This is a genomic window from Streptomyces sp. CY-1, assembly GCF_047218265.1.
Classification (GTDB): domain Bacteria; phylum Actinomycetota; class Actinomycetes; order Streptomycetales; family Streptomycetaceae; genus Streptomyces; species Streptomyces niphimycinicus.
The window spans coordinates 5,205,944-5,230,683 of sequence record NZ_CP178393.1; the positions used below are offsets into that span (position 1 = coordinate 5,205,944).

A 24,740-nucleotide genomic window follows, 5' to 3' on the forward strand; every position below is an offset into this window, starting at 1 on the left:
AAGCATGCGATCTATCTGGAATGGGAACATTTCCTTCGGCCTGGTGAGCATTCCGATCAAGATCTATCCGGCCACCGAGGACCACTCGATCTCGTTCCGGCAGATCCACACCCGCGACGGCGGCCGCATCCGCTACCGCAAGGTCTGTGAGCTGGAGGACACTCCGGTCGAGTCGAGCGAGATCGGGCGGGCGTACGAGGACGCGGACGGCGCGCTGGTCCCGATCACCGAGGAGGACCTCGCGGCCCTTCCGCTGCCCACCACCCACACCCTGGAGATCGAGGCGTTCATCTCCGCCTCCGAGATCGACCCGCTGCAAATGGGCGACGCCTACTACCTGGGCACCACCGGCGCCGCCGGGGCCAAGCCGTACACCCTGCTGCGCGAGGCGCTCAAGCGCAGCGAGAAGGTCGCCATCGCCAAATACGCCCACCGTGGCCGCGAGCGGCTGGGGATGCTCCGCGTCGTGGGCGACACCATCGCGCTGCACCGGCTGCTCTGGCCCGACGAGGTGCGCGAGCCCGCGGGGGTGGCCCCCAAGGAGAAGGTGACCGTCAAACCGGCCGAACTGGACCTCGCCGACACCCTGATGGAGACCCTCGGCGAGGTGGATCTGAGCGATCTGCACGACGAGTACCACGAGGCGCTGGAGGAGCTGGTGGCGGCGAAGGTGTCCGGCGCCACGCCCACCGCCGAGCCCGGTGAGCGGCCCGCGGGCGCGCAGGTGGTCGACCTGATGGCGGCGCTGAAGGAGAGCGTCCGCAGCGCCAAGGAGGCCCGGGGCGAGGGGGCCGGGGAGGGCGCGGAGGGCGGAGTCGAAGAGGAGGAGGCGGCGACGGTCCATGAGTTGCGCGGCCGTAAGAAGGCCCCCGCGAAGAAGGCGCCCGCGGCGGCGAAGAAGACGGCGGCAGCGGCGGCGAAGAGGGGTGGGGCGAAGACGGCGAAGACCGCCAAGTCGGCGGAGGAGCCTGCGGGGAAGGCCGCCGGGAAGAAGCAGACGGGCACGAAGAAGGCCGCGGCCAAGAAGGCCACCGCGAAGAAGCAGACGGGCAAGCGCGGCACGCGGACCGCCTCCTGAGGCGGGCTTTCCCCTACCCGCCCCTTCCCACAACCGGGGCTCCGCCCCGGACCCCGCTCCTCAAGCGCCGGAGGGGCTGGTTTCAGCTCCGGTGTCCCGGACCCCGCTCCTCAAGCGCCGGAGGGGCTGATTTCAGCCCGTCCGGCGATTGAGGACACGCCCGAAGGGCGTCCGGGGTCCAGGGGGCGGAACCCCATGGTTCGGGAAGGGGCGGGCAGGGGAAGGCCCGCCGCAGGCGCAACCCCGGTCAGCGGAACGCGGCCGCCCGGTCCTCCACCCACTGCGCGAACGTACGCCCAGGGCGCCCCGTGATGCGCTCCACCTCCGGCGAGACCGCCTGCGGCCGGTCCACCAACTCCGCGAAGACGCGCAGCAGCGAGTCCGCCATCTCCGGCGTGAGGAACCCGCCGACCATCCGCTCCCGCGCCGCCTCGGGCGGGATCTCCTCGTACCGCAGCGGCCGCCCGATGACCTCACCGATGGTGCGCACCTGGTCGGCGAAGCTCAGCGACTCGGGTCCGGTCAGCTCGGGGGTCTTGCCGACGAGGTCGTCGGCGAGCAGGGCACGGGCGGCGACCGCGCCCATGTCGGCCTCGTGGATGAGCGCCATCTGCGCCCCGGCGTACGGCCCGTACACCACATCCCCGGCCTTGATCTGGTCCACCCACTGGAGGGCGTTCGCGGCGAAGCCGCCCGGGCGGACGAACGTCCACTCCAGCCCCGTGGCCTCGACCTCGTCCTCCAGCGCGCGGTGGCGGACGCCGATCGGGTTCGACTGCGGATCGAGGTCCTGAAGCACGGAGGACGAGGAGAGCATCACGATCCGCCGTACACCGCTCGCCTTGGCCCGCTCGAGGATCTTCTCGGACCCGACCTGCCAGGCCACCGCGGGGTTGAGGAACAGCGCCGTGGCACCGTCCAGGGGCAGCTCCTCGGTGCGGGCCGCCCGTACGCCCTCCGGCAGCCGGGCCGCCTCGGGATCGCGGGTGAGCGCGAGCACCTCGGCGCCCGCGTCGGCCAGCTCCTTCACGACGTAACCGCCGACGTTTCCGGTGGCTCCGGTCACCACGAACATGATGAATCTCCTCGCGTGTCCTGCGATGGATACATAACCGCAGTCAGGTTCATCCAAACAGATGACGTTGTCAAACGTTTAGATGAGACCCTGCCGGGAACCCCCGGCTAGCCTGTCCGGGCCGAGGAAGAGGAGATGACGACCATGCAGGGGACGCCCAAGAGGCCCCGCCGCGCCCCCACCCCCGAGGAGCGCAAGCAGTGCCCGGAGCGCTCCCGGCGGCTGCTGATGGAAGCGGCCAGGGACGTGTTCTCCGAGAAGGGGTTCGCGGGCGCCCGCGTCCAGGACATCGCGGACCGGGCGGGCCTCAACAAGCAGCTCATCGCCTACTACTTCGGCGGCAAGGAGGGCCTCTACCAGGAGCTCACCCGCGAGTGGCTGGCGCGCGAGGCGACCTTCAACGACCCCGCGGTCCCCTTCGAGGAACTGGTCATCCGCTACCTACGGGAGGCGTTCGACGACCCCCGCGCCATCCGGCTGGCCGTCTGGCGCGGACTGACCGGCGAGGCGGCGCCGGACGAGCATCCCGAGGACCTGTCCGATATGCGGCGCCGGCAGGCGGCGGGCGAGCTGGCGGACGACCTCGACCCGGCCGCCGTGCTGCTGATGTGCTACGCCGTGGTCTCCGCACCCGCCACGATGCCGCACGCCGTCCGCCAGATCTTCGGCATCGAGCCGGACTCGCCGGAGTTCAAGGAGCGGTGGGAGGAGCAGTTGCGCCGCATCGTCCGCCACCTGGCGGCCTGAGACTCCGCGCCAGGCGCGAGGCCCCGCTCCAGGTGTGAGGCCCCGCTCCAGGCGTGAGACCCCGCCCTACTCCACCACCCCGTCGATCTGGAACGTCTGCACCGACTGCTCGGCGAACGGAACGCTCAGCCGCTTGCCGTCCAGCGCCGTGTCCCGGCGGGCGGTGTAGAGATCGCCGGTGCCCGAGGTGTGGGTGGACCAGCGCGGCACCAGCCCGCCGGCGCCCCCGGTGACCTGGCCGAAGCGGGACAGGTCGAAGGTCAGCGTCTGCGCGGCGCCCGGGTTGACGGCGACGAGCACGAGCCGCCGCGCCCCCGGGTCGTACGCGGCGACGGCGTGGTCCGAGCCGGTGTCCAGGAACCGCATCCCGGGGCGGATATGGCGGGTGAACTGGGCGAGCACGTAGTACTTGGTCTGCACGGCGCCGGGCCGGGCGGAGTCCGGGTCGTAGTGGATCAGCGCCCAGCCGGCGCTGGGATCCATCACTTGCCAGTAACACCACGCGGTGGGGTGCAGCCAGCGGAAGTCCAGGCAGAGGTTGGTGGCCAGGGTCAGCCCCGTGCCGTCCTTATCGCCGGTCTCGGAGTTCCAGAGCTTCTTACCGGCCGCACGCACATCCGTGTACAGCAGATCGCGGCGGCCGCCCGAGCCCTGGTAGCCATGGACGTTGACCTGGTCGACCAGTGCGCGGGTGGCCGTGTCGAACGAGCCCCAGGTGGTGCGGGCCAGGTCGTAGCTGGTCTCGTCCGACGCCGAGATCCGGGTGCCGGTCAGCCCGCGCGCGTCCAGCTCGGTGCGGAGGTGGCCGAGGACGGTCCGCTGGACCGCCGCGTCGATATGGCAGCCCTCCTGTGTGCCGTCGGCCTTCCACCACGCGGAGGACGGCTCGTTGAACGCCTCGACGGTGGCGAAGCGGACGCCCCAGTGGTCCTGGGCGTAGCGGGCGGTGGCGGCGAGATAGAGCGCGAACTGGCGGTAGTTCCAGGACTGGAGGTTGTTGCCGCCGTCCGCCGCACCGGACGGGTTGTGGTTGAAACACATCCACCACATGGGCGAATTGGAGAACAGCTCGCTGACGGCGCCCCGTTGGACGGCCTTGACCAGCGCCGCCCGCTGGACCGCGTCGGCGCCCCAGTGCCAGGCCGAGGAGGCGGGGTCCTCGCTGTTCCAGTCGTGCCAGTAGCCCTCGATCTGCTTGAACCGGGGGATGTTGGGCGAGGCCACCATGGACTCGCCGCCCACGCTGGTCCAGGAGCAGCCGCCGAGGTTGTAGCGGGCGATGTTCAGCCCGAGGCCGGGCAGCGATCCGCCGCCGTAGCCCACGGCCTTGGTGGTGAAGAAGAGATCGGCGAAGTCGTCCCGCTGCCCGAAGAGGTTGGCCCACCAGGCGAGCGAGGTGCCCCAGCCCTCCCAGGCCCCGTGGTCGGTGCCGGGGTCGACGCCGATGGTCTCGTCGGCCCAGGCGGTGCCGGTCATGAGCGCGGCGCCGAGCACAGTGGTGCCCGCCGCCGTCAGAAGCGTTCTGCGCCGCATCGTCCGTCCCCTCCGCCGCACCGGCCCCCGTCGCTTACGAAGGGTCGGGGCAGCGGCGGGCGTTGTCGAGAGGCGTGACAGCGCTTTCCACGGGCGGGATCGGCCGGACGGGGGGCGGTCGGACGGGGCCACGGCCGGACGGGGCCACGGCCGGACGGCGGTCCGGCGCGGTGACGGGCCGTCGGTAATTCGGTTGCCTCCGCCCGCCCCCGTGTCCACGATGTCCGGGACCTCACCGCTACGAGCAGGAGCACAGGAGCGACAGATGCGCCGATTCCTCGGAACGACCCAGCGCCCCTACCGGACGACCGTCTTCGAGGACTTCAGCATCCATGCCCAGCTCTCCACGGGTCTCACGGACCCTCAACATCGGTGTGCTCGCCCATGTCGACGCCGGTAAGACCAGCCTCACCGAGCGGCTGCTCTACGACGCCGGGGTGATCGACCGGCTCGGCAGCGTCGACGCCGGGGACACCCAGACCGACACCGGCGAGATCGAGCGGCAGCGCGGTATCACCGTACGGACCGCGGTCGCGTCCCTCACCGCCGGGGACACCCAGCTCAACCTGATCGACACCCCCGGCCACTCCGACTTCATCGCCGAGGTCGAACGCGCCCTCGGCGTACTCGACGGCGCGGTGCTCGTACTGTCCGCGGTCGAGGGCGTCCAGGCGCAGACCCGGGTGCTGATGAAGACGCTGCGGCGACTGCGGCTTCCGGTGCTGCTCTTCATCAACAAGATCGACCGTGCGGGCGCCCGCGACGCGGCGCTGCTCGCCGACATCCGGCGCACCCTGGCGCCGCATCTCCTCCCCCTGACGGCGGTACGGGAGCTGGGCACGCGGAACGCGCACGTCCGGCCGCGCTCCCTCGACGATCCGGGGATGCGCACCGAGGCGGCCGAGGTGCTGGCCGAGATGGATGACGCGATGCTCGCGCGGGTCGTGGACGGCCCGCTCCCCTCGGCCGGGGAGGTGTGGGCCGCGCTGGCGGCCCGTACGGCGGAGGGGCTGGTGCATCCGGTCTTCTTCGGCTCGGCGCTCAGCGGTCAGGGCGTCGGGGCGCTGGTCGAAGGGGTCGCGCGACTGGTGCCGCCCGCGCCGGGCGGGGCCGAGCCGCGGGGCACGGTCTTCGCCGTGGAGCGCGGTGGGGGCGGCCGTGGCGGCCGATCTGGCGTAGGCGGCCGGGGCGGTCGTACGGCGTATCTGCGGCTGTTCTCCGGTGAGGTGGCCTTGCGGCAGCGGGTGACACTGCACCGCCGCGAGCCCGGTGGCGCCCTTACCGAGCACACCGGGCAGATCACCGCCCTTGCGGTCGTCGGCGCGGCGGGGGCCGCGCGGGGGCCGCTGACCGCCGGGAACATCGCGCGGATCAAGGGGCTGCCCGGGGTCCGGGTCGGCGACCGGCTCGGGCCCGTCCGCGACAACTCGTCGGACCGGCCGCACTTCGCCGCGCCCACCCTCCAGACCCTCGTCCACGCCCGCGAGCCCGGCGCCGCCGCCGCGTCCCGGCTGCACACCGCGCTGCTCGACCTGGCCGACCAGGATCCGCTGATCCACGCGCGGGCGATGCCGGGCGGGGCCACCTCGGTGCTGCTGTACGGCGAGGTGCAGAAGGAGATCATCGCGGCCACGTTGGCCCAGGACTACGGCGTCGAGGCGGAGTTCGAACCGAGCCGTCCCGTGCTCGTCGAACGCCCCTCGGGGATCGGCGAGGCCGGTCGTGAGATCGCCCGTTCCGGCCACACCGGGCCATGGGCGACCGTCGGGCTGCGCGTCGAGCCCACCGCCCGCGGTGCCGGGGTGGTCTTCGGCTACGAGACCGAACTGGGCGCGCTGCCCCGCGCGTTCCACACCGCGATCGAGGAGACCGTGTACGACACGCTGTTCCACGGCCCCCGGGGGCGCTCGGTGACGGACTGCCGGGTCGTGCTCGTCCGCTCCGGGTTCATCGGCCCGGTGAGCACCGCGGCCGACTTCCGCGACGTCACCCCCGTGGTGCTCGATGAGGCCCTGGAGCGGGCGGGGTGGCGGGTGTACGAGCCGTACCACGCCTTCGAGCTGGAGCTCCCGCCCGAGACGCTCGCCGCGGTTATCGCCCAACTCGCGTCCGCCGAGGCGGATATCGGCGAGAGCGTGGACGGTGCCACGGGATGGCTGCTCCGGGGCGAGATCCCGGCCCGCCGGGTGCACGGTTTCGAGCGTGTGCTCCCCCGGCTGACGCACGGCGAGGGGGTGTGGTGGTCCCGGCCGTGCGCCGACCGGCCGCTGCGCGCCGGGGCGGCGCGCGAACCGCACGCCTAGGCACGACAGGCCCTAGATCCCGGGCCCCGCCACCCGGGTGTAGACGAGGCTGTTGCTGGTGCCGCCGGGCGTGGTGACCCGCACGTTCACCGGACCGGCGGGCCCGGACGGGTCGATGGCGGTGACCCAGGTGTCGGACACGACGGTGAAGGAGGTGGGTGTGGTGCCGAAGAGCACCGTGCTGGTCGTGGTGAGACCGCTGCCGAAGAGCGTGACCGTGGTCCCGGCGTTGAGCGGCCCCTGTGTCGGCGACAGGCTGGTGAGGACGGGAACGGCGACATAGGTGTACGGGACGCCGTTGCTGGTGCCGCCGGGCGTCACCACCGTGATCTGCACGGTGCCGCTGCCCGGCGGCGCCACCGCCGTGATCTGCGTGGCCGACACCACCGTGAACGACGAAGCGGGCGTCGCACCGAAGCGCACCGCCGTCGCGCCGAGGAGGTTGGTGCCGGTGAGGGTGACGGTGGTGCCGCCGGTGAGTGGGCCGAGGGCGGGTGCGGCGCCGGTGAGGGTGGGGACGCCGACGTAGAAGTACGTCACCCCGTTGCTGGTGCCGCCCGGCCCGGTCACCGTGATCTGCACCGGCCCGGCGGCCCCCGGCGGGGCGACGGCGTTGATCTGAGTGGCCGAGACGACGCTGAACGACGTGGCGGGCGTGGAGCCGAAGGTGACGGCGGTGACGGCCGTAAGGTCGCTACCGGTGAGCGTCACCGTGTTGCCGCCGACGACGGGGCCCTGCCCCGGGGACACGGAGGTGAGCGCGGGCACGGGCGCCGAGATGTAGCTGTACGCCAGCCCGTTGCTCGTCCCACCCGGACCGGTCACCGTGACCTGCACGGTCCCACTCCCCGGCGGCGCCACCGCCGTGATCTGCGTATCGGAGACAACCGTGAACGAGGCAGACGCCGAACCAAAACGCACCGCCGTCGCACCCGTGAAACCACTCCCCGACAACGTGACCGTATTTCCCCCGGCCGCCGGACCCTGCCCAGGCGACACCCCCGACACCACCGGCACCGGCGCCGCCACATAGCTGTACGCCAGCCCGTTGCTCGTCCCACCCGGACCGGTCACCGTGACCTGCACGGTCCCACTCCCCGGCGGCGCCACCGCCGTGATCTGGGTGGCGGAGTTCACCGTGAAGGTCGTGGCGTTGGCGGTCCCGAACCGTACGGCCGTCGCGGCGAGAAGGTTGGTGCCGGTCAGGGTGACGACCGTGCCGCCGGAGGCGGGGCCCGTCGTGGGAGAGATCCCGGTGAGGGTGGGGGCACCGGCGTAGCTGTACGCCACCCCGTTGCTGGTGCCGCCCTGTGTGGTGACCGTGATCTGCACGGTGCCGTTCCCCGGTGGCGCCACCGCCGTGATCTGCGTGGCGGAGACGACGGTGAACGACGTGGCCAGGTTGGGGCCGAAGCGGACCGCTGATGGCTGGATGAAGTTGCTCCCGGTCAGGGTGACCAGGGTCCCGCCGCCGGGAGAACCGGCGGCGGGAGTGACGGAACTGATCACAGGGGGGGACGCCACGGCCGTCGAGGGACCGGTGCCTGTACCTGTGGCTTGAGGGGTACTCAAGGTGGATCTCCTTCTGGCGAGTCGTCCCACGGGTGATCAGATGCCGGGACCGGCCACGTACTGGAACGGGGTCGCGGCGGTGACGCTGCCGCCCACAGTGGTGACGGCGACGTCGGCGGGGCCGGGCGCCCCGTCCGCGGTGGGCGGCGAGACCGCGGCCAGGCTGGTGTCGTTGATGACGGTGAACGACGTCGCGATGCCGCCGAAGGTCACCGACTGGGTGGTGGAGAGGTTGGTGCCGGTGATGGTCACCGCGGTGCCGCCGGAGGGCGGGCCCGAGGTGGGTGTGAAGCCGGTGACCGTCGGCGTGTCCACATAGGTGTAGGAGAAGCCGTTGTTGCTGCCGCCCGCGGTGGTGACCTTCACCCCGACCGCCCCGGCCGCGGCACCGGCCGGTACGACCGCGGTGATCTGGCTGTCGGAGACGATGGTCGGCGTCGCGGCGTTGGCGCCGAAGTTCACGGCGGTGGCGGTGGACAGTCCGGTGCCGTTGATGGTGACGGTGTTGCCTCCGGCGAGCGGCCCGGCCACGGTGCTCAGCGCGGACTTGAAGGGGGCGCCGATGTAGTAGAAGTTCAGCGGATTGCTGGTGCCGCCTGGCGTGGTCACGGTCACCGGCACCACCCCGTTGCCGGACGGCGTGGTGACCGTCACGGAGGTGGGGTTGTTGGCGGTGATGGTGGCCAGTTTGCTGCCGAAGTGCACGGCCGTGGCACCACCGAGGTTGGTGCCGGTGATGACGACGGTCTGTCCGCCGGCGGACGATCCCTGACTTGGTGAGATGGGCATGACGCAGTCCCTCCTGAGGTGAGGCGAGGTGCGGGGCGTTGAGGTGGACGGGACCGGGCGGGCTGGACCCGCTCGCGCTCACGGAAATCCGGTGCGCGACCGCGGGCGTTGGGGCACCCGCCCGGTCCTCCTCGCGGTACGCCTGGCGCCCGGCTCCGGCGAGGACGCGGCGCCCCCCAGCGCCGAAAGACAACGGCGGGGGTCCCACCGCACACTTTCAGTAATCCATCCGACGTAGCCCGCCACAAGAAGGGTGACACCACGTCACCCGAATGGCCGGGCGTGCGGGATGAGCCGGGCCGGGCGCCGCACGCGCCCGGCCTGCCATCGGGCTCCACGCCGTCCCAGCACGCCCCTTTCCGGGCCCGGTGGCAGCCCTTTCCGGGCCCGGTGGCAGCCCTTTGCGGGCCCGGTGGCAGCCCTTTGCGGGCCCGGTCCCGCCCCGTTCCGGATGCGGTCCCACCCCTCACCCGTTCCCGTGACCCAGCGGACGGACGGGTCACTTCCGTACCTCCCGGGCGTATGCTCTTGCCACATGGGGGCGGAAATGGGCATTACCGCCGATGAGACCTCCAGCGGGGGCACTTGGCGGGTAAGGATCCGGAGTTCGGCCGGTGACGTCCTGGGCGCCGGAATCCTTCTGGGCAGCGAGACGGTGCTGACGTGCGCCCATGTGATTCCCGACGATGGGCTCCCGGTGCCCGCCACCGAGGTGCTGGTCGACCTGGTCGAGGTGCCCGACGCCGCACCGGTCCCCGCGCGCGTCGCCGACGGCGGCTGGGTGCCCCAGCGCTCCGACGGATGCGGCGATGTGGCGCTACTGCGGCTGGGCCGGCCGCAGCCCGCCGAGCACGGCGCGCCGCTCTACCGGCTGCCGCCGGTGCTGGGCCGCCCGGTGTGGATGGGCGGCTTCCCCAAGGGCCTCGACAACGGCCACTATCTGCGGGCGAAGACCGCCGGGCGGGTCGGCCCGCGGGCGGAGTGGGTGGGGCTCGACCCCAAGTCGCCCAGGGATGTGGTCCGTAAGGGCTTCAGCGGCGCCGGGGTGGAGGACGAGGCGACCCGGCATGTGATCGGCATGGTCGTCAGCCGGTACGACGACCCCGTCGGCGTCCCCTCCGCCGAGCGGCTCAGCGTCTCGTACATGATCCCGGTGGAGACGATCGTGCGCCATCTGCCGGTGGTCCGGGGCTGGTTAGGGGGCGACCCCGGGGTGGACCGGCCGCTGGTCTCCCCGCTGACCACCGGCGTCCAGGACATCGGCTTCGCCCAGCGGCTCGCCGTATGGCTGCGCCGGGAGCCACTCGGCGGGCGCCCGGACATCGCGGATGTGGAGACCGTGGTCATCGAGGACGACGACCACGCGCGGTACGAGGCGCTCAGCCGCGCCATCACGCTCGCCGACCGCGAGCTGTCGGGCGGCGGCCCGGACGAGGCGGTCTCCGCCGCGCCGCACGGCACCGTACCGCCGCTGGGCAGTGTGGACCTGGCCATCGACGTCACCGGGCGCACCGACACCGAGGTCGCGCTGCGGGTAGCGGACCGGATGGATCTGCGCTCGCCCGGCGACACCTCCCCGCTCAGCCGGGTCCGGGCCAACGCGGTGCCGCTCACCATCGTGGCCGTCGGCGTGGACCGCGCCCGCGATCCGGAGGCGCTGGTCGGCTTCATGAAGCTGCTCGCCGACCGGGGCGGCCGGCTGATGCTGGTCTTCCGCGATCCCCACTCCCGTGGACTGCGGCTGGCCGAGCGGCTGTTCCGCCCCGAGGCGGCCCGGATCGACGCCTGGCTGGACGAGCTCGCCGGGCGGGTGGCCCTCGCCGCCGACCGCGAGCACGAGGCGGCCGAGCGCGGGGCGCGCCGCTCGTCCCTGTCGGACGCCGAGGACGCGACGGCCTTACGGATCAATCTGACCCGGCTGCGCTCCGACCCCGAGCTGCGCTCCCACCGCATCGTCGCCAAGCTGGCCGCGTTCGAGCACACGGTCCGGACGGTGGCCGAGCGGGCCGAGGAGACACTGCGGGTGATCGACGCCCAGCAGCCCGCGGTCCAGGAGCTGAAGTGGCAACTGGTGTCGTACACGGCGATGCTCGGCAGCAAGGCCGAATCCGAGCGGGCGGAGCTGATCCCGCTGCACCGCGCCGCGGTGCGGCTGCTGGCCACGGTGCCCTGTGATCTGCCGGAGGCCCGCCGTGCCGTCGACCGGTTCGTGGCCGCCGTGCACACACCGCCGGAGGGGGAGGCGCCATGACGGAGGGCAGTGGTCCGGACCGCGGTCGTACGGGCGGCAAGCGTCCGGACGGCAGGCGCCCGGACAGCGATCGCCCGCACTGCGATCGCCCGGACTGCCGCGGGGAGGGCCTGGGCCGGATCAACGCCCGGGGGTTCTGCACGGAGTGCGGGCGCAGGGCCCTGCCGACCGCCCCCGAGCCCACTCCCCCACCCGCCCAGGCGGGCGCCTTCCCACCCACCCGGCCCGGCGAAGCCCTGGTGTCCGAGTCCACCGCGACCACGGCCCGTGCCCGCCGCCGCGATGTGGCGCGGAAGTTCACCGTACGGCCGGCGGGCGAGGATCCGCTGGCGCTGCCCCGGGTCGAACTGCCCTCGCTGCGCGATCTGGTGATGGACGATCCGCATCCCCCCTCGCGCGGCCAGACCTGCGGCTGGGAGGGGTGCGAGGAGATCGTGGGCGCCCCCTACGCCGGGCAGCCCGCGCTCTCCAGGGGCTACTGCCCGCGCTGCCGCCATCCGTTCGACTTCGCCCCGCGGCTGAGCCCCGGGAATCTGCTGGGCGATCAGTACCGGGTGATCGGCTGCGTGGGGTACGGCGGGCTCGGCTGGGTCTATCTCGCCGAGGACACCCAGTTGGACAACCAGCCCGTGGCCATCAAGGGCCTGATCAACAACGAGGACGAGGCGGCCCTGCGGACGGCGGTCGAGGAGCGCCGCTATCTGACCATGCTCGACCACCCGGGCATCGTCCGGATCATCAACTACGTCACCCAGCCCGATCCCCGGGACGAGAGCGCGATGGCGGGCTACATCGTGATGGAGTTCGTCGGCGGGATGACGCTCGCCCAGATCAAGGACCACATCGCGGACGCGGTGAAGCCGTACGACGGGCCGCGGCTGTACGAGCACATCCTGGCCTACGGCTGTCTGGTGCTGCGCGCGGTGGGCTATCTGCACGGCGAGAAGCTGCTGTACTGCGATCTCAAGCCGAGCAACGTCATGCACTACGAGGACAGGGTCAAGGTGATCGACCTCGGCGCGGTGTGGCGGCTGGGGCAGCGGGACGGCGGGCCGCCCGTGATCACCGAGGCGTTCGCCTCCCCCGAGGTGCTGGCCCGGGGCGCCTCGGGCCTTACCGAGCGCCATGATCTCTTCGGGGTCGGCAGGACGCTCGAAGATCTCTCCGACAAGGCCACTCGGCAGGCCCAGCGCCCGCCGGGCCTGGGCGCCGAGTCCTACCGCCGGGTGCTGGCCCGCGCGACCGCGGCCGATCCGGACCGGCGGTTCGGATCGGCCGCGGAGATGTCCGAGCAACTGTGGGGCGTGCTGCGGGAGATCCACTCGCTGCGGCTGAGCCGCGAGCAGCCGCAGCCGTCCACGCTCTTCGCCCCGACCTCGGCGCTGCTGGACTCCTCGCTGGGCCGGATCCCGGACCTGGAGCGCTGGCTGGACGGGGACCCGCGCCCGCTGCTGGCGTCCGGGCTGCCCCACCCCGACCAGGTGCCGCCCGGGCTGCCGGTGCCGTTCCCGGACGCGGCGGATCCCGGCGCGGCGCTGCTGGGCGTGCCGACCGACAGCGGGCCCCGGCGGCTGATCGAGCAGTTGCACGCCTTCCCCCGCCCCTCCGCCGAGATCCGGCTGCGCACCTGCCGCGCCCATCTGGAGCTGGGCGAACGGGAGGCGGCGGCGCGGGAGTTGGCGACCGCCGTGGAGCTGATCGGCTCGGCCGCCCGGTACGACTGGCGGCTGTCCTGGCACCGCGCCCTGCTGCGGCTGGCGGACGGCGCGGTGGCCGACGCCCGGCGGGAGTTCGACGAGGTCTACAGCGCCCTGCCCGGGGAGTACGCGCCGAAGCTGGCGCTGGGCTACTGCGCCGAGCACCTGGGCGACCACGAGGCCGCGAAGCGGTTCTACGAGGCGGTGTGGCAGCGCAACCGCTCGCAGGGCAGCGCCGCGTTCGGGCTGGCCCGGCTCCGGCTCGCGGCGGGCGACCGGGGCGGCGCGGTGGACATCCTCGGCGGGGTGCCGAAGGTCTCCCGGCACTACGACGCCGCCCGGATCGCCATCGTGCGGGTGCTGTCGGGGCGGCTGGGGCACCCCGACGCCCTGCCGACGGCGGAGGATCTGGCGGAGGTGCGCACCCGGCTGCCGCGGCTGTATCTGGACGAGGGGCGGGAGTCGGGCCCGGCCCGCGACCGGCTGACCGCGGAGTCGCTGGAGGTGACGCTGGACTGGGCGGAGCGGCAGTCCGGCGCCGGGGAGCGGAGGGGTGGGCCCGCCGGGCACGCCCGTTCCAGGCGCTGGGGACGGAAGGGGCGCGCCGCCGCGGCGAGCGAAGCGCCGCGGAGCGGAACCGAATCCCCGTCGCTGGTGTATGGAGAGTGGGAGGACGAAAGCGCGCTGCGCGCCGAATTGGAGCTGACCCTGCGCCGGCTGGCCCGGCAGGCGGACAGCCCCGAGGCGCTCGGTGCGCTGATCGACCACGCGAACGCCATCCGGCCCGTGACCCGCGTCTGACGTCTGACAGGGGGATCAGATGAACGAGGACCGCAGAGAGCGACAACGCACGCCAGGCCCGGAGGGCGCGGACGGGGGTCCGGCCCTCACCCTGCGGGTGCATCAGAACAAGTACCTCCCCGCCTCGGCGGGCCGCACCGAGATGCACGCCATCGTCAGCGTGCGGGCCCGCGGCCTGGGCCCGGCGGCGGCCCGTACCGCCGCCTCGGAGGTCATCGTCATCGACTGCTCGATGTCGATGAGCTGGCCGCCGACGAAGATCGCGGCGGCGCGGCGGGCCACCGCCACGGCGGTCGGCATACTCCGCGACGGCACCCGCTTCGCGATCGTCGAGGGCACCGAACAGGCCCAGGTCGTCTATCCGTTCACCGGCGGCATGGCGGTCGCGGGGCCCGACACCAAGGCCGCCGCCGCCCGGGTCGCGGCGCGGCTGCCCGCGGTCGGCGGCACCGCGATCGGCTCCTGGCTGGATCTCGCCCGCCGGCTCCATCTGCGGCAGCCCGCCGCGATCCAGCACACCCTGCTGCTCACCGACGGCCGCAATGAGCACGACCCGCCCGGCTATCTGGACAAGGTGCTGGACGCGTGTGCCCCGCATTTCACCTGTGACGCGCGCGGTATCGGGGACGGCTGGGACGCCGCCGAGCTGAAGCGGATCGCGCGCCGGCTGCACGGCCGGGCCGATGCGGTGCTGGAGGACGCCGCGCTGGCCGCCGAGTTCGAGGAGATGGTCTCCGCCTCGATGGCCAAGGCGCTGGCCGGGGTGCGGATCCGGATCCGCACCCGTGCGGGCAGCCGGGTCGGCTTCGTCAAGCAGGTGCACCCCACCCGGGCGGACGTCACCGACGAGGGTGTCCGCCCCGATGAGCGCACCTGGGAGTGGACCACCAAGGCGTGGGGCGACGAGACCCGCGAGTACCAGGTGTCCGTGCTCGCCGATCCGCGCGGCGATCCGATGGGCGACGACGTCGAGCTGGCCGGCGTGGAGCTGGTGGTGGAGGGCGACACCGCGCTGCCGCCGCCCGAGCCCGAGTCCGTGCTGGTCCAGTGGACGGACGATGTGCTGCTTTCGTCCCGGATCGACCCCCGGCTGGCGCACTACGACGCCGATTCCGAGCTGGGCCATGCCATCACCGCGGGCTGCGACGCGTATGAGGCGGGTGACCGGAAGCGGGCCCGCCGCCAGTGGGGGCGCGCCGTCCAGCTCGCCCATCAGCTCGGCAGCGAGAAGATGCTGGCCCGGCTGAGCGGGCTGGTCCATATCGTCGACGCCGCCACCGGCGAGGTGCGGATCCGCGAGCCCATCCGGCCGCTGGACCTCAACTCGGCGATCATCGTGTCGGAGGAGAGCGTCCACTTCGTGGGGGCGGAGCGCCCGAGGGCCGCCGCGCCGCCCGCCGCGGATGTCATCTGCCCGGCCTGCGGACGCCGGGCGCCCGCCACCGCCGAGTTCTGCCAGCAGTGCGACACTCCGCTCGGCGCCGAACCTCCGCTCAACGCCGAACCTCCGCTCAGCACCGAGCCTCCGCTCAACGCCGAACCGGGCGGTGCGACATGAGCGGCACCCGCGCCTTCCTGGTGCGCCGGCTGATCGCCCTGCTGGTGGTCACGGCGCTGGCCGTGACCGCGCTGCTGGCCGCGTACTTCGGCGTCAGCCGCAACTCCGCGGCGGTGACCGACCGGTCCACCCCGGCGATACTCCAGGTCGCCGCCGCCATCGACGCGCTGGACGCGTCCTACGACGAGGCCAAGCGCAGCATCTCCAGCCCCACCGCGGAGTTCGAGGGGCTCAGCGAGGAGTACCGCAATCAGTTGTCGACGGCCAAGCAGAGCCTGGCCCAAGTGTCCAAGAGCACCATCGGGGGCGAGTCGGCGCGCGGGTCGCTGCGCACCACCGCGGCGCTGGTGACGTCCTATGGCGACACCATCGAGCAGGCGTACGCCAGCCGCGACAACCCGACGCTCAAGAATGCCTACCTGGGGTATGCCGACTCCATCCTGCGGCATGACCAAAGCGGCATCCTCGACCGCCTGGAGGCGGTGCAGAAGCGGCAGTTCAATGTGCTCGACGACCAGACCTCCTTCGGCTGGCTGCTGTCGTTCGCCTGGTGGCTGCTGGTGCCGGGGCTGTTCCTGGCGCTGGCGGCGCTGCTGGTGCACACCCAGCGCTTTCTGCGGCACCGCTTCCGGCGGCTGGTCAACCCCTGGCTGGCGGCGGCGACCGCGCTGCTCGTCGCGCTGCTGCCGCTGGCCGTCTTCACGTATCAGACCCAGGACCGGCTGGAGTCGGCCGGGGCCAGCCTGACCCGGCCGGGGATCGGCCACACCGGCGGCCCCACCGCCAGAAAGGTGGCGAGGACGATGCGGAGCGCGCACTGGCAGGCCGGTGCGGTCGGCTGGATACCCGTGGGCGGCACCGTGCTGGCCGCACTGATCCTGGTCGGTCTTCAGCCGCGTATCGACGAGTACCGGTTCCAGCCCCGATGAGCGCGGCGAAGCGGTCCGGCCAGGCCACGGCCACGGTCCTCGGGCTGTGGATGGTGCTGCTGTGTGTCGTGGGCGCCGGCGATACGAGCGGCTGGCAGTCGCGCGGCAGCGTCAGCGTGCTCGCGTCCTGGACCGGCCCCGAGGGCCATGGGTTCCGGGAGCTGCTGGACACGTTCACCCGGCACACCGGCGTCCATGTCGACTATCAGGGCACGACCGCGCTGCGCGAGGTGCTGTCCTCGGAAGTGGCCTCCGGAACGCCGCCCGATATCGCCGTGCTGCCGAGCTCCGGCGAGCTGGCCGCCTACGCCGGCCAGCGCCAGCTCACCCCGCTGGACCAAGTGATCCCGAGCCGGGAGCGCACGGCGTACGGGCAGCTTTGGACACCCCGGCTGAGCGCCAACGGGTCGGTGTACGGCATCGCGGTCAAGGCCGATCTCAAGAGCATCGTGTGGTACGACCGTGACCGCCGCCGCCCGGGCACACTGGCCGCCCTCGCCACCGACGGCCGCCAGTGGTGTGTGGGCATGGGCGACGACGCGACCTCCGGGTGGCCGGGCACCGACTGGATCGAGGATCTGCTGCTCCAACAGCAGGGCAGATCCGTCTACCAGGACTGGGCGACCGGCGGGCTGCCGTGGACGGACCCGCGGATGCGGCGGGCCTGGGAAAGCTGGGGTTCGCTCTTCGGCAGGGACACCGCGCGCACCGCGCTGATCACCGACTTCCGCAAGGCCGGGAGCAAGCTGTTCGACACCGACCCGCCGTGCGCACTGGAGCACCAGGGGTCGTTCATCCGCAGCGGCTACCCCCACCCGGAGAAGGCGGACTTCACCTTCTCCCGCGGCCTGCTCCCCGACGCCGACCGTGGCTCCACCGCCCGGGAGGTATCGGGGGACTTCGCCGCGATGTTCCGTGACACCCCGCAGGCACAGGAGCTGATGCGCTATCTGGTCTCGGCCGACGCCCAGCGGACCTGGGGCCGGGGGACCGCCACCAAGAGCACCCACCCGTTCTTCGCCAACCCCGACGTCCCGCTCGACGCCCAGGGTGACGACGAGGTGGACCGGAACATCGCGAAGGCCCTCCGGGACTCGGCCTCGCTGTGCCTGGACGCCTCGGACGCCATGCCCACCCGGATGCGGCTCGCCTTCCAGCGCGCCGCACTGACCTACCTCAGCGACACCACCCGGCAGCCGGACGGGCTGCTGCGCAGCCTGGAGAAGGTCCGCCAGGGCCTGCGCGGCGCCCGCGACCAGCCCTGGCTGCCAAGGGTCTGCGGCTCGCCGGGCCCGGCTCGGTGACCCAGGGCCGGTCCCATGGGCCCAGGCTCGAGTACCCGGGCTCATGGGCCCGGCTCAGGGAGCCATCTCGTCAGGGCAGGGGGTGCCGCGCGGAAGCTGGTACTTGCCCGTTATCCGGTAGACGCCGGCCCGGGGGGCGTGCAGCACCGTCCACTCGTCCTCCGGCTGGCCCTCCTCACCGCCCTGGGTCTGCTTGGTGAGGCAGCCCTCGCGGTTGACCGGAAGCTGGTCGTCCTCCCCCTTCGGGGCCCGGACGCTGTGCCCGTCGTCGTCCACCAGGCCCAGCCACGGCGAGTACGGGATGCGGATGAGCACCGGGCCCTTGGAGCGGACCGACAGCACGAGCTGGTCGGCGCCCGCACGCCGCACGGTGGCGGGCGGGTCGGCGATCTGCGTCGGGTCCTTGACCTCGTACAGCTTCCAGTTGGCGTCGGACCAGACCTGGCTCAGATACGGCAGTTTGGTGCCGAGCAGCTTGGCCTCCTGCTCCGCCGCGGTGTCCGGGTCGTCCGCGGGCAGCACCACATAGTGCACCGCCCAGCGCTTGAGCCATTCGTGGTAGCTGGCCGGGGTCAGGGTGTCATCGCCGTAGAAGATCGGGTTCCGGTCGAGGTCGCGCTGGCGGTTCCAGCCGCGCGCCAGATTGACGTACGGGGCGAGCGCGGAGGACTCGCGGTGACTGCGCACCGGAACCACCTCGACCCGGCCCCGGTCGGCCTTCTCCCGCTTGAGCCGGTCGACCAGCGGCGCCAGCTCACGGGCCCAGGAGGCCGAGGGGGTGGTGTGGATGACGTCGTCGGCGGTCTTGACCCCCTGCCACACCGTGACGGTCGCGAGCGCCAGCACCAGGACGGTCCAGCGGCGGCCCGCGGGCGTGGAGCGCAGCTCGGCGCGCGGGGGCTTGCGCAGGGCGGGCAGCACGGCGATCAGCACCACCCCGCCGAAGATCATGCCGAGGCGGGAGATATTTGTGCCGACCTGGGAGGGAATCACCCAGGTGAGCACCACCCCGAAGCAGTAGAGCCCGGCCCCGACCCGCACCGTCGACCAGGTGCGCGGCACGCACATCAGCACGGCGGCGCCGGTGATGAACGGCAGGATCACCGACCCGATGCCCATCGGCTGCTCACCGGAGAACGGGAACAACCACGCCGACAGGCCGACCACCAGCGCGGGCGTGATCCCCAGCGCGTACGCGGCGGGCCGCCGCTTGGTCAGCCACAGACCGGCGGCCACGACGCCCACGAAGAGACCGGCCACCGGGCTGGACATGGTCGACAGCGCGGCCAGCAGGGCGGCCAGTACGAACCGTCCCGTCTTGTGGTGCCAGCGCCGGGACCGCCACCTGCGCGGCCAGGCGAAGATCACGGCCACCGCCGCGAGCCCGAACATCGCGCCGAGCCCGAAGGTCACCCGGCCCGAGATGGCGTTGCAGGTCAGCGCGAACGCGCCGTACAGGGCGGGCCACAACGGCCGCCGCACGACACGGCTGCGCACCAGCAGCAGCGCGAGCAGCCCGGCGGACAGCGTCCCCGCGATCACCATCGTCGAGCGGACGCCGAGGACCGCCATCAGATAGGGCGAGATGACGCTGTACGAGACCGGGTGCATCCCGCCGTACCAGGCCAGGTTGTACGCCGAGTCCGGGTGCTGGAGGGCGAACTCCGCCCAGGCGTCCTGCGCGGCGAGGTCACCGCCGCTGTTCGCCAGCAGCGCCACCCACAGCAGATGCAGCAGCGCGGCGGCGGCAAGCGAGGCGCACACAGGATGGCGCAGGGCCGTCCGGGCGCGCTGGAGCAGCCCGCCGGAAGCGGCCTGCCCGCTCTCACGCTCCGCCTCGGCCGGGCCCGTCGGCTCCGCCGGCCAGCGCTGCGTGGGTACGCGTATTCGTGCGGCGGTGCTCTCCTCCGAGCTCCCGCTTTCATCGGCCCGTGTCGGATCCACGGTGGTCACTGCGGCTCTCCCCGTCTTCCCCCGAGGTCTGCCCCATCGTCCTCAACCCCGCACCGGATCACTCCGGTTCGCATGCGGCGGGTCCAGGCCGGGGACCCATCGACGCTAGCACGCGCGGGCGGCCCCGAGCCGCGTCGGGCCCCGGCGGCGTTTCGCGCCGGGGCCGCGTCGCTCGTCCCCTTAGCCCACTTCCCCGCCGAGTCAGCCGATACGGGTCAGTTTCGAGCCGAACGAGGGCTCGGACAGGTCATCCTTCAGGGCCACCGGCGCCGTGAGCTGTCCGGGGCCCGTGCCCACGGTCACCTCGCCTACGACCGTACCCGCCTTGGCGGAGTGCGGCACCTTCTTACCGCCGTCACCGATCTTGATGTCGACCCCCAGACCGGACCAGCCGACCGCCTTCAGATCCTTGGTGGCGACGACCGGCGTGGTGCCTCCGAGCCCGTCGTCGATCTGGCCGACCACATCACCCTTCTTGATGACGGTGGCCGAGGTGAGGGCGTCCTGGAGGGTGCTGATCAGCTTGTAGCTGTTGGTCTGCGCGAGCTGGAGGCTGGCGTCCAGCGTGGTGGTCGCGCGCTGTTCGAGGACGACGCCGAGGATCCGCTGCTTCTTGCCGTCGATCGTCCGTACGGCGGCCCACATCAGCGCACCGCCGGCCGGGGTGGACGAACCGGTCTTGATACCGATCACACCCGGCTTCACCAGCAGATTGTTGTTGTTGTAGATCCGGTCGTCGAGCCCCGGGATCTGGGTGTTGGGCGTCGCCACGACCGCCCGGAACGCCTCGGACTGCATCGCCGCCTTGGCCAGCTTGAGCTGGTCGGCCGCGGTGGACTTGGTGGACTCCTTGAGACCGCTGGGGTCGGTGTAGGTGGTCTGCTTCATCCCCAGGTCCTCGGCCGCGTCGTTCATCTTCTTCACGAACGCGTCCAGCGACCCGGCGTCCCAGCGGGCGAGCAGCCGGGCGATGTTGTTGCTGGAGTTGATCAGCAGCAACTGGAGGAGCTGATGCTGGGTGAAGGTCTGCCCCTTCTTGACCGCCGCCCGCGACTCGTCGGCGGACTTGGCCTCCTCGGCCGCCTGCGCGTCGATCGTGATCTTCGGGCCCTCCGCGTCGCCCTTCAGCGGATGGTGCTTGAGCACCACATAGGCCGTCATGACCTTGGTGACGCTGGCGATCGGCACGGGCTTCTGATCCCCGGAGGTGCCCAGGCTGCCCACGCCCTCGACCTCCGCGGCCGACTGCCCCTGGCCGGGCCACGGCAGGGACAGCTCGCCGCCGCCGAAGCGGTAGGAGGAGTCGGCGGTGAGCTTCAGCGCCGGCTCCGGCAGCGGCCGCAGCGCCTGGATGACGCCCAGGATGATCACGAGCAGCGCGGCCAGCGGCGTCCAGATCTTGACCCGGCGGACCGCCGTCCGCATCGGCGTCTCGGGCTTGGGCGGCGTATTGGTGAGCTGCGCCAGCAGGTCGAGCGGCGCGGGCTGCTTGCCGTCCGAGGTCATCGGCGGCAGCGGCTGCTGCTTGGTCCGCTCGGCCTCGGGGATGGCGGCCGGCGGGGCGGCGGGGGCCGAGGAGGCGGCGGGCGCGGTAGGCGCTGTGGAGGGCTTCGACGGGGCCGGGTCGTCGGGGGACCGCAGCGGTACGAACTTGCTGGTCCGCTCGTTGTCCGACTCGGCGGCGGGCTTCTTGGCGGGCGCCTTCTCGGACGCCTTCGCGTCGGACTGCTCGGCGGTCTTGGCGTCGGACGCCTTCTCGGACGCCTTCTCGGACGCCTTCTTGTCAGCCGGGGGGCTGACCGCCTTGAAGGCGGTGGTCGGCTGGTCGACGCCCTTCTTGCCGCCCTTTCCGGGCTTCTCCGGGAGCACGCCGAAGGCGGCCGTCGCGCGGTCGACCGGCTTGTCGGAGGCGTCATCGTCCGCATCGGACGCGGCGGCCTTCCCGGACGCGCCCGTGGGCTCGCCCTTCTCGGCCTCCTTGGCCTCTTCCTTCTTGGCGTCGCCGTCCGCCTTGGGCTTCACCGTACGGAAGACGGCCGTCCGCTGATCCACGGACGACTCCGACGACTCGTCGCCGTCCTCCTCGTCACCCTCACCCTTGGCATCGGCCTCCGCACCGGCCTCGGAGGAACCCTCAGCCTTCGCGTCGCCGTCCGTCTTCTGCTTCACCGTACGGAAGACGGCCGTCCGCTGATCGACCGACGGCTTTGACGGCTCGTCGCCGTCCTCATCCGCCTCAGCCTCGGCTTCGGCCTCCGCACCGGCCTCGGGCGCACCCCCAGCCTTCACGTCGGCGTCGGCGCCACCGGCGCCATCCGCGCCATCCGCGTCCGCTTCCGGCTCCACGTCCGGCTCGGACGCATCCCCCTTGCCCGATTCACCCGCCGCACCGGAATCCGTCTCCGGCTCGTCCTTCGCCTCCGACGTCCCGGAACCTTCGCACCGTTCACCATCGCGAACACCAGAAACGTTTGCATCGTCCCCGTCGGCCACCGGTGCCTTCGGTTCCGCTTCAGCCTCCGCTTCGGCCCTCGCTCCGGAGGCCGCCTCGGAGGTCACATCGGGCTCGTCGGGAGCCGACCGCGGCTCACCGGAACCCGACCGGAGGTCGTCGGACACGACGGCGACCGCCGTCGAGCCCTGGGCCGCCTCCGCTTCGCGCGAGATCGCGAGCCGCGGATCGCTTTCCCCCCTAGCCGTCTCCCCCGACGACTTCTGCTGATCCGACCTGCCGGGGGACTCGCCCGCCACCGATGCCTCCTCGATATGTGTCGCGGGACGCCCTACGCCCCGTGGCGTCACGTCCCGCAGCCCAAGCTCTACCAGTGTCCTGTGTGTCCGGCACGCGATGGCGCAACGCCACAGCCGGAGAGCGTCTTCAGGTGCCCGCCCACCCGCTAGACGAGAAAGACATACCTACTGGTTCCCACCCAAACCCCCCAGGCACTCTCGACAGACCAATGTGAGAGGGGTCACCCTGTCATTCATCCACGCGGGGAGGCATGGATGGGCAGGAGCCGCAGAACCATTCCGGAGGAGCTTCTGCTGCTCGCTTTGGACCCGACCACGGGTACCACGGCGCAGCCGCAGTCGCTCGACCTGGGTCTTGCCGGGGCACAGCTAGTGGAGCTGGCCCTGGCCGGACGGATAGCCCCTGACGGGGATCGTATCGCCGTGGTGCTGCCACGGCCGACCGGAGATCCGACTCTGGACTCCGCACTGGAGTTGCTGCGCCGACGCGGCAGCCCGGTGCGCGCGGTCCACTGGATCGGCGGGCCCCGGCTGGGGCTGCGCCAGACGTACCTCACGCACCTGGAGCGTTGCGGCATGGTGCATGCCGTGGCGGGCCAGATGTGTGGCGTACTGCCGACGACGCGCTACCAGGCGACGGACACGGCGATCAGCCGGGAGATCAGGTCCCGGCTGGACAGCGCGATCCGCACCGGCGTACCGCCGGACCCGCGGACCGCCGCGCTCGCCGCCCTGGCCCACGCGGTCGGGCTCGGCAAGCATCTGTACCCCGGGAACGAGGGGCGCTCCTCGCGCTCCAGGCTCCGGGATCTGATCCGGCACGACCCGATGGGCGGTCTGGTGGCGCACGCCGTGATGGACGTGCAGAACGGTGTCGCGGCGCAGCCACGGCGCGCACCGGCCCCGGGCCGACAGGCGGGAACCGGCGCCGCGGTGGAGCCCGCGGCCGGCGTTCCGGCCCAGCCGTCCCGCCGCGGGAGCATGGCCCGCGCCGGAGCGCGCTGAGGCCCCTTCGGGGCACTACCGCACCACCACGTACAACCAGCCCGTCGAACGCACCAGCAGCCCGTCAGCGGGGCGGCGGAGACCGTTCCCGGCACCGTCCGGGGCGGAGCGCCACCGTCCGGCTCCGGGCAGCACCCAGCACCACACACGCTCCACCGACCGCACCGCAGTCCCCACTGACCCGGTTCGGGAGCCGCTGAAGCGCGCGGGGTGGTGGGACGGCCGATTTGGACGACCGGCCGCCCCACCGCCCCGCGCGCGCGTTCGTCCATCGTGGTGCGGCCGCCTTTGTGCGGCCATTTCCCAGCGCGCTCCCGTCCGGTAGTGGCAGGCTGCTGAACAGCAGAAATCAGCAGTACGAAGCCGGAGGTGCACGTCCTGTGACATCGAACGTCGGCCCCACTGTCCGGCGACGCCGGTTGGGCCAGGAGCTGCGCAGACTCCGCCAGGAGAAGGGCATGACGGCGGAGGAGGTGGCGGAGGAGCTGATGGTCTCCCAGTCGAAGATCAGCCGACTGGAGAACGGGCGCCGCAGCATCAGCCAGCGCGATGTGCGCGACCTGTGCCGCACCTACAAGGTGGAGGACAAGGCGCTGGTCGATTCCCTGATGCAAATGGCGAAGGAGTCGCGCCAGCAGGGTTGGTGGAACGCGTTCGGCGATGTGCCGTACAGCGTCTACATCGGTTTCGAGACGGACGCGGCGTCCCTGCGGGTCTATGAACCCCAGGTGCTCCCCGGCCTCTTGCAGACACCGGATTACGCGGAGGCGGTGATCAGCGGCGCTCTCCCGGAGGCCCCGCAGGACCAGATCGCCCAGCGGGTCCAGGTCCGGCTCAGGCGCCAGGAGCGGATCACCGATCCGCTGGCCCCGCTGCGGCTGTGGGCGGTCGTGGACGAGGCGGCGATGCGCCGGGTGGTCGGCAACTCGAAGATCATGAGCGATCAGCTCGACTATCTGGTCCGGATGAGCCATGAGCCCCATGTGACGGTCCAGGCGCTTCCGTTCGACATGGGGTCGCATCCGGGGATGAGCGGGCAGTTCACCATCCTGGAGTTCTCGGACGAGTCGGACACCAGCGTCGTCTATCTGGAGGGCGTGACCAGCGACCTGTATCTGGAGAAGCTCAGCGATGTGCAGAGCTACAGCATGATGTACGAGCATCTGCGGGCCCAGGCGCTGAACGCGGATCAGAGCCGCCAGTTCATCACCGAGATGGCCCAGGAACACGCCCGCCGGCACCAGGAGGAGGGCGCGGCTCCGGCGGACTGACGGGGGAGGGAGACGCTCCGGCGCGAACGATGAGGGGCGGAGGCTACACCTCCGCACCCTGCCGCGGAAGAGGCCACGGGAATATGCCACCCGGTCGGGTGAACGGCCCGCTTTCCGGACGAT

At 72.1% G+C, this 24,740-nt stretch carries 16 protein-coding genes; 10 read left to right on the top strand and 6 right to left on the bottom strand.

Annotated elements, in window-relative coordinates; genetic code table 11:
• Window positions 1–4 precede the first annotated feature (4 nt).
• Window positions 5–1,078 carry a Ku protein gene (locus tag ACK1X7_RS22220; RefSeq protein ID WP_385143274.1) on the top strand — a complete coding sequence of 358 codons (1,074 nt, stop codon included), beginning with the start codon at window positions 5–7 and terminating at the stop codon, window positions 1,076–1,078.
• 247 nt (window positions 1,079–1,325) lie between these two features.
• Here the strand turns inward: ACK1X7_RS22220 and ACK1X7_RS22225 are convergent, their stop codons facing one another.
• Entirely contained in the window at window positions 1,326–2,153 is an 828-nt protein-coding gene (locus ACK1X7_RS22225; RefSeq protein WP_385155109.1) for an NAD(P)H-binding protein, read from the bottom strand.
• Window positions 2,154–2,288: 135 nt separating this feature from the next.
• Here ACK1X7_RS22225 and ACK1X7_RS22230 point away from each other — a divergent pair, with 135 nt between their 5' ends.
• Window positions 2,289–2,900: a TetR/AcrR family transcriptional regulator gene (locus ACK1X7_RS22230; protein WP_413115554.1), complete on the top strand. Its 612-nt coding sequence runs from the start codon at window positions 2,289–2,291 to the stop codon at window positions 2,898–2,900.
• Window positions 2,901–2,966: 66 nt separating this feature from the next.
• On the opposite strand, the gene ACK1X7_RS22235 is transcribed toward ACK1X7_RS22230, so the two are convergent.
• Complete coding sequence (locus ACK1X7_RS22235; protein WP_413115555.1) at window positions 2,967–4,433, bottom strand: glycoside hydrolase; 1,467 nt, start codon at window positions 4,431–4,433, stop codon at window positions 2,967–2,969.
• 332 nt (window positions 4,434–4,765) lie between these two features.
• Here ACK1X7_RS22235 and otr(A) point away from each other — a divergent pair, with 332 nt between their 5' ends.
• Window positions 4,766–6,736 carry a tetracycline resistance ribosomal protection protein Otr(A) gene (gene otr(A) / locus ACK1X7_RS22240; RefSeq protein ID WP_385155117.1) on the top strand — a complete coding sequence of 657 codons (1,971 nt, stop codon included), beginning with the start codon at window positions 4,766–4,768 and terminating at the stop codon, window positions 6,734–6,736.
• A 12-nt stretch (window positions 6,737–6,748) separates the two neighbouring features.
• Here otr(A) and ACK1X7_RS22245 read toward each other — a convergent pair whose 3' ends face one another.
• Together ACK1X7_RS22245 and ACK1X7_RS22250 are read right to left on the bottom strand one after the other, a co-directional pair.
• Window positions 6,749–8,245, bottom strand: coding sequence for an IPT/TIG domain-containing protein (locus ACK1X7_RS22245; protein WP_413115556.1), 1,497 nt, complete (start codon window positions 8,243–8,245; stop codon window positions 6,749–6,751).
• Window positions 8,246–8,344: 99 nt separating this feature from the next.
• Entirely contained in the window at window positions 8,345–9,097 is a 753-nt protein-coding gene (locus ACK1X7_RS22250; RefSeq protein WP_385155123.1) for an IPT/TIG domain-containing protein, read from the bottom strand.
• A 535-nt stretch (window positions 9,098–9,632) separates the two neighbouring features.
• Here ACK1X7_RS22250 and ACK1X7_RS22255 point away from each other — a divergent pair.
• Genes ACK1X7_RS22255 through ACK1X7_RS22275 form a run of 5 tightly spaced genes read left to right on the top strand, consistent with a single transcriptional unit; the run spans window position 9,633 to window position 17,637 of the window.
• Entirely contained in the window at window positions 9,633–11,348 is a 1,716-nt protein-coding gene (locus ACK1X7_RS22255; RefSeq protein ID WP_385155126.1) for a S1 family peptidase, read from the top strand.
• A complete protein-coding gene (locus ACK1X7_RS22260; RefSeq protein ID WP_413115557.1) occupies window positions 11,345–13,846 on the top strand; it encodes a serine/threonine protein kinase in 2,502 nt (833 codons plus the stop codon). The genes ACK1X7_RS22255 and ACK1X7_RS22260 overlap by 4 nt, the downstream gene beginning before the upstream one ends.
• A 19-nt stretch (window positions 13,847–13,865) precedes the next feature.
• Window positions 13,866–15,404 (top strand): VWA domain-containing protein, encoded by a 1,539-nt coding sequence (locus tag ACK1X7_RS22265; RefSeq protein ID WP_413115558.1) that lies wholly within the window; start codon window positions 13,866–13,868, stop codon window positions 15,402–15,404.
• Complete coding sequence (locus tag ACK1X7_RS22270) at window positions 15,401–16,333, top strand: hypothetical protein (protein WP_385146855.1); 933 nt, start codon at window positions 15,401–15,403, stop codon at window positions 16,331–16,333. Before ACK1X7_RS22265 ends, ACK1X7_RS22270 begins: the two co-directional genes overlap by 4 nt.
• The gene (locus tag ACK1X7_RS22275; protein WP_385146858.1) at window positions 16,330–17,637 is read left to right on the top strand and encodes an ABC transporter substrate-binding protein; all 1,308 of its coding nucleotides are present in this window, start codon (window positions 16,330–16,332) and stop codon (window positions 17,635–17,637) included. Before ACK1X7_RS22270 ends, ACK1X7_RS22275 begins: the two co-directional genes overlap by 4 nt.
• Window positions 17,638–17,691: 54 nt before the next feature.
• Here ACK1X7_RS22275 and ACK1X7_RS22280 read toward each other — a convergent pair whose 3' ends face one another.
• Both ACK1X7_RS22280 and ACK1X7_RS22285 read right to left on the bottom strand, forming a co-directional pair.
• Window positions 17,692–19,590 (bottom strand): MFS transporter, encoded by a 1,899-nt coding sequence (locus tag ACK1X7_RS22280; RefSeq protein ID WP_413115559.1) that lies wholly within the window; start codon window positions 19,588–19,590, stop codon window positions 17,692–17,694.
• Window positions 19,591–19,791: 201 nt separating this feature from the next.
• Window positions 19,792–22,341: a D-alanyl-D-alanine carboxypeptidase family protein gene (locus tag ACK1X7_RS22285; protein WP_413115560.1), complete on the bottom strand. Its 2,550-nt coding sequence runs from the start codon at window positions 22,339–22,341 to the stop codon at window positions 19,792–19,794.
• Window positions 22,342–22,596: 255 nt separating this feature from the next.
• On the opposite strand from ACK1X7_RS22285, the gene ACK1X7_RS22290 reads away from it, so the two are divergent.
• Both ACK1X7_RS22290 and ACK1X7_RS22295 read left to right on the top strand, forming a co-directional pair.
• A complete protein-coding gene (locus ACK1X7_RS22290) occupies window positions 22,597–23,346 on the top strand; it encodes a GOLPH3/VPS74 family protein (protein ID WP_385146867.1) in 750 nt (249 codons plus the stop codon).
• Between the two features lie 380 nt (window positions 23,347–23,726).
• Entirely contained in the window at window positions 23,727–24,617 is an 891-nt protein-coding gene (locus ACK1X7_RS22295) for a helix-turn-helix domain-containing protein (RefSeq protein ID WP_361502739.1), read from the top strand.
• Window positions 24,618–24,740 lie beyond the last annotated feature (123 nt).

What these genes read in the sequence shown, in the direction of transcription:
- ACK1X7_RS22220 (WP_385143274.1), top strand. Translation starts at nt 5, where the DNA reads ATGCGATCTATCTGGAATGGGAACATTTCCTTCGGCCTGGTGAGCATT.
- ACK1X7_RS22225 (WP_385155109.1), bottom strand. Translation starts at nt 2,153, where the DNA reads ATGTTCGTGGTGACCGGAGCCACCGGAAACGTCGGCGGTTACGTCGTG.
- ACK1X7_RS22230 (WP_413115554.1), top strand. Translation starts at nt 2,289, where the DNA reads ATGACGACCATGCAGGGGACGCCCAAGAGGCCCCGCCGCGCCCCCACC.
- ACK1X7_RS22235 (WP_413115555.1), bottom strand. Translation starts at nt 4,433, where the DNA reads ATGCGGCGCAGAACGCTTCTGACGGCGGCGGGCACCACTGTGCTCGGC.
- ACK1X7_RS22250 (WP_385155123.1), bottom strand. Translation starts at nt 9,097, where the DNA reads ATGCCCATCTCACCAAGTCAGGGATCGTCCGCCGGCGGACAGACCGTC.
- ACK1X7_RS22255 (WP_385155126.1), top strand. Translation starts at nt 9,633, where the DNA reads ATGGGGGCGGAAATGGGCATTACCGCCGATGAGACCTCCAGCGGGGGC.
- ACK1X7_RS22260 (WP_413115557.1), top strand. Translation starts at nt 11,345, where the DNA reads ATGACGGAGGGCAGTGGTCCGGACCGCGGTCGTACGGGCGGCAAGCGT.
- ACK1X7_RS22265 (WP_413115558.1), top strand. Translation starts at nt 13,866, where the DNA reads ATGAACGAGGACCGCAGAGAGCGACAACGCACGCCAGGCCCGGAGGGC.
- ACK1X7_RS22270 (WP_385146855.1), top strand. Translation starts at nt 15,401, where the DNA reads ATGAGCGGCACCCGCGCCTTCCTGGTGCGCCGGCTGATCGCCCTGCTG.
- ACK1X7_RS22275 (WP_385146858.1), top strand. Translation starts at nt 16,330, where the DNA reads ATGAGCGCGGCGAAGCGGTCCGGCCAGGCCACGGCCACGGTCCTCGGG.
- ACK1X7_RS22290 (WP_385146867.1), top strand. Translation starts at nt 22,597, where the DNA reads ATGGGCAGGAGCCGCAGAACCATTCCGGAGGAGCTTCTGCTGCTCGCT.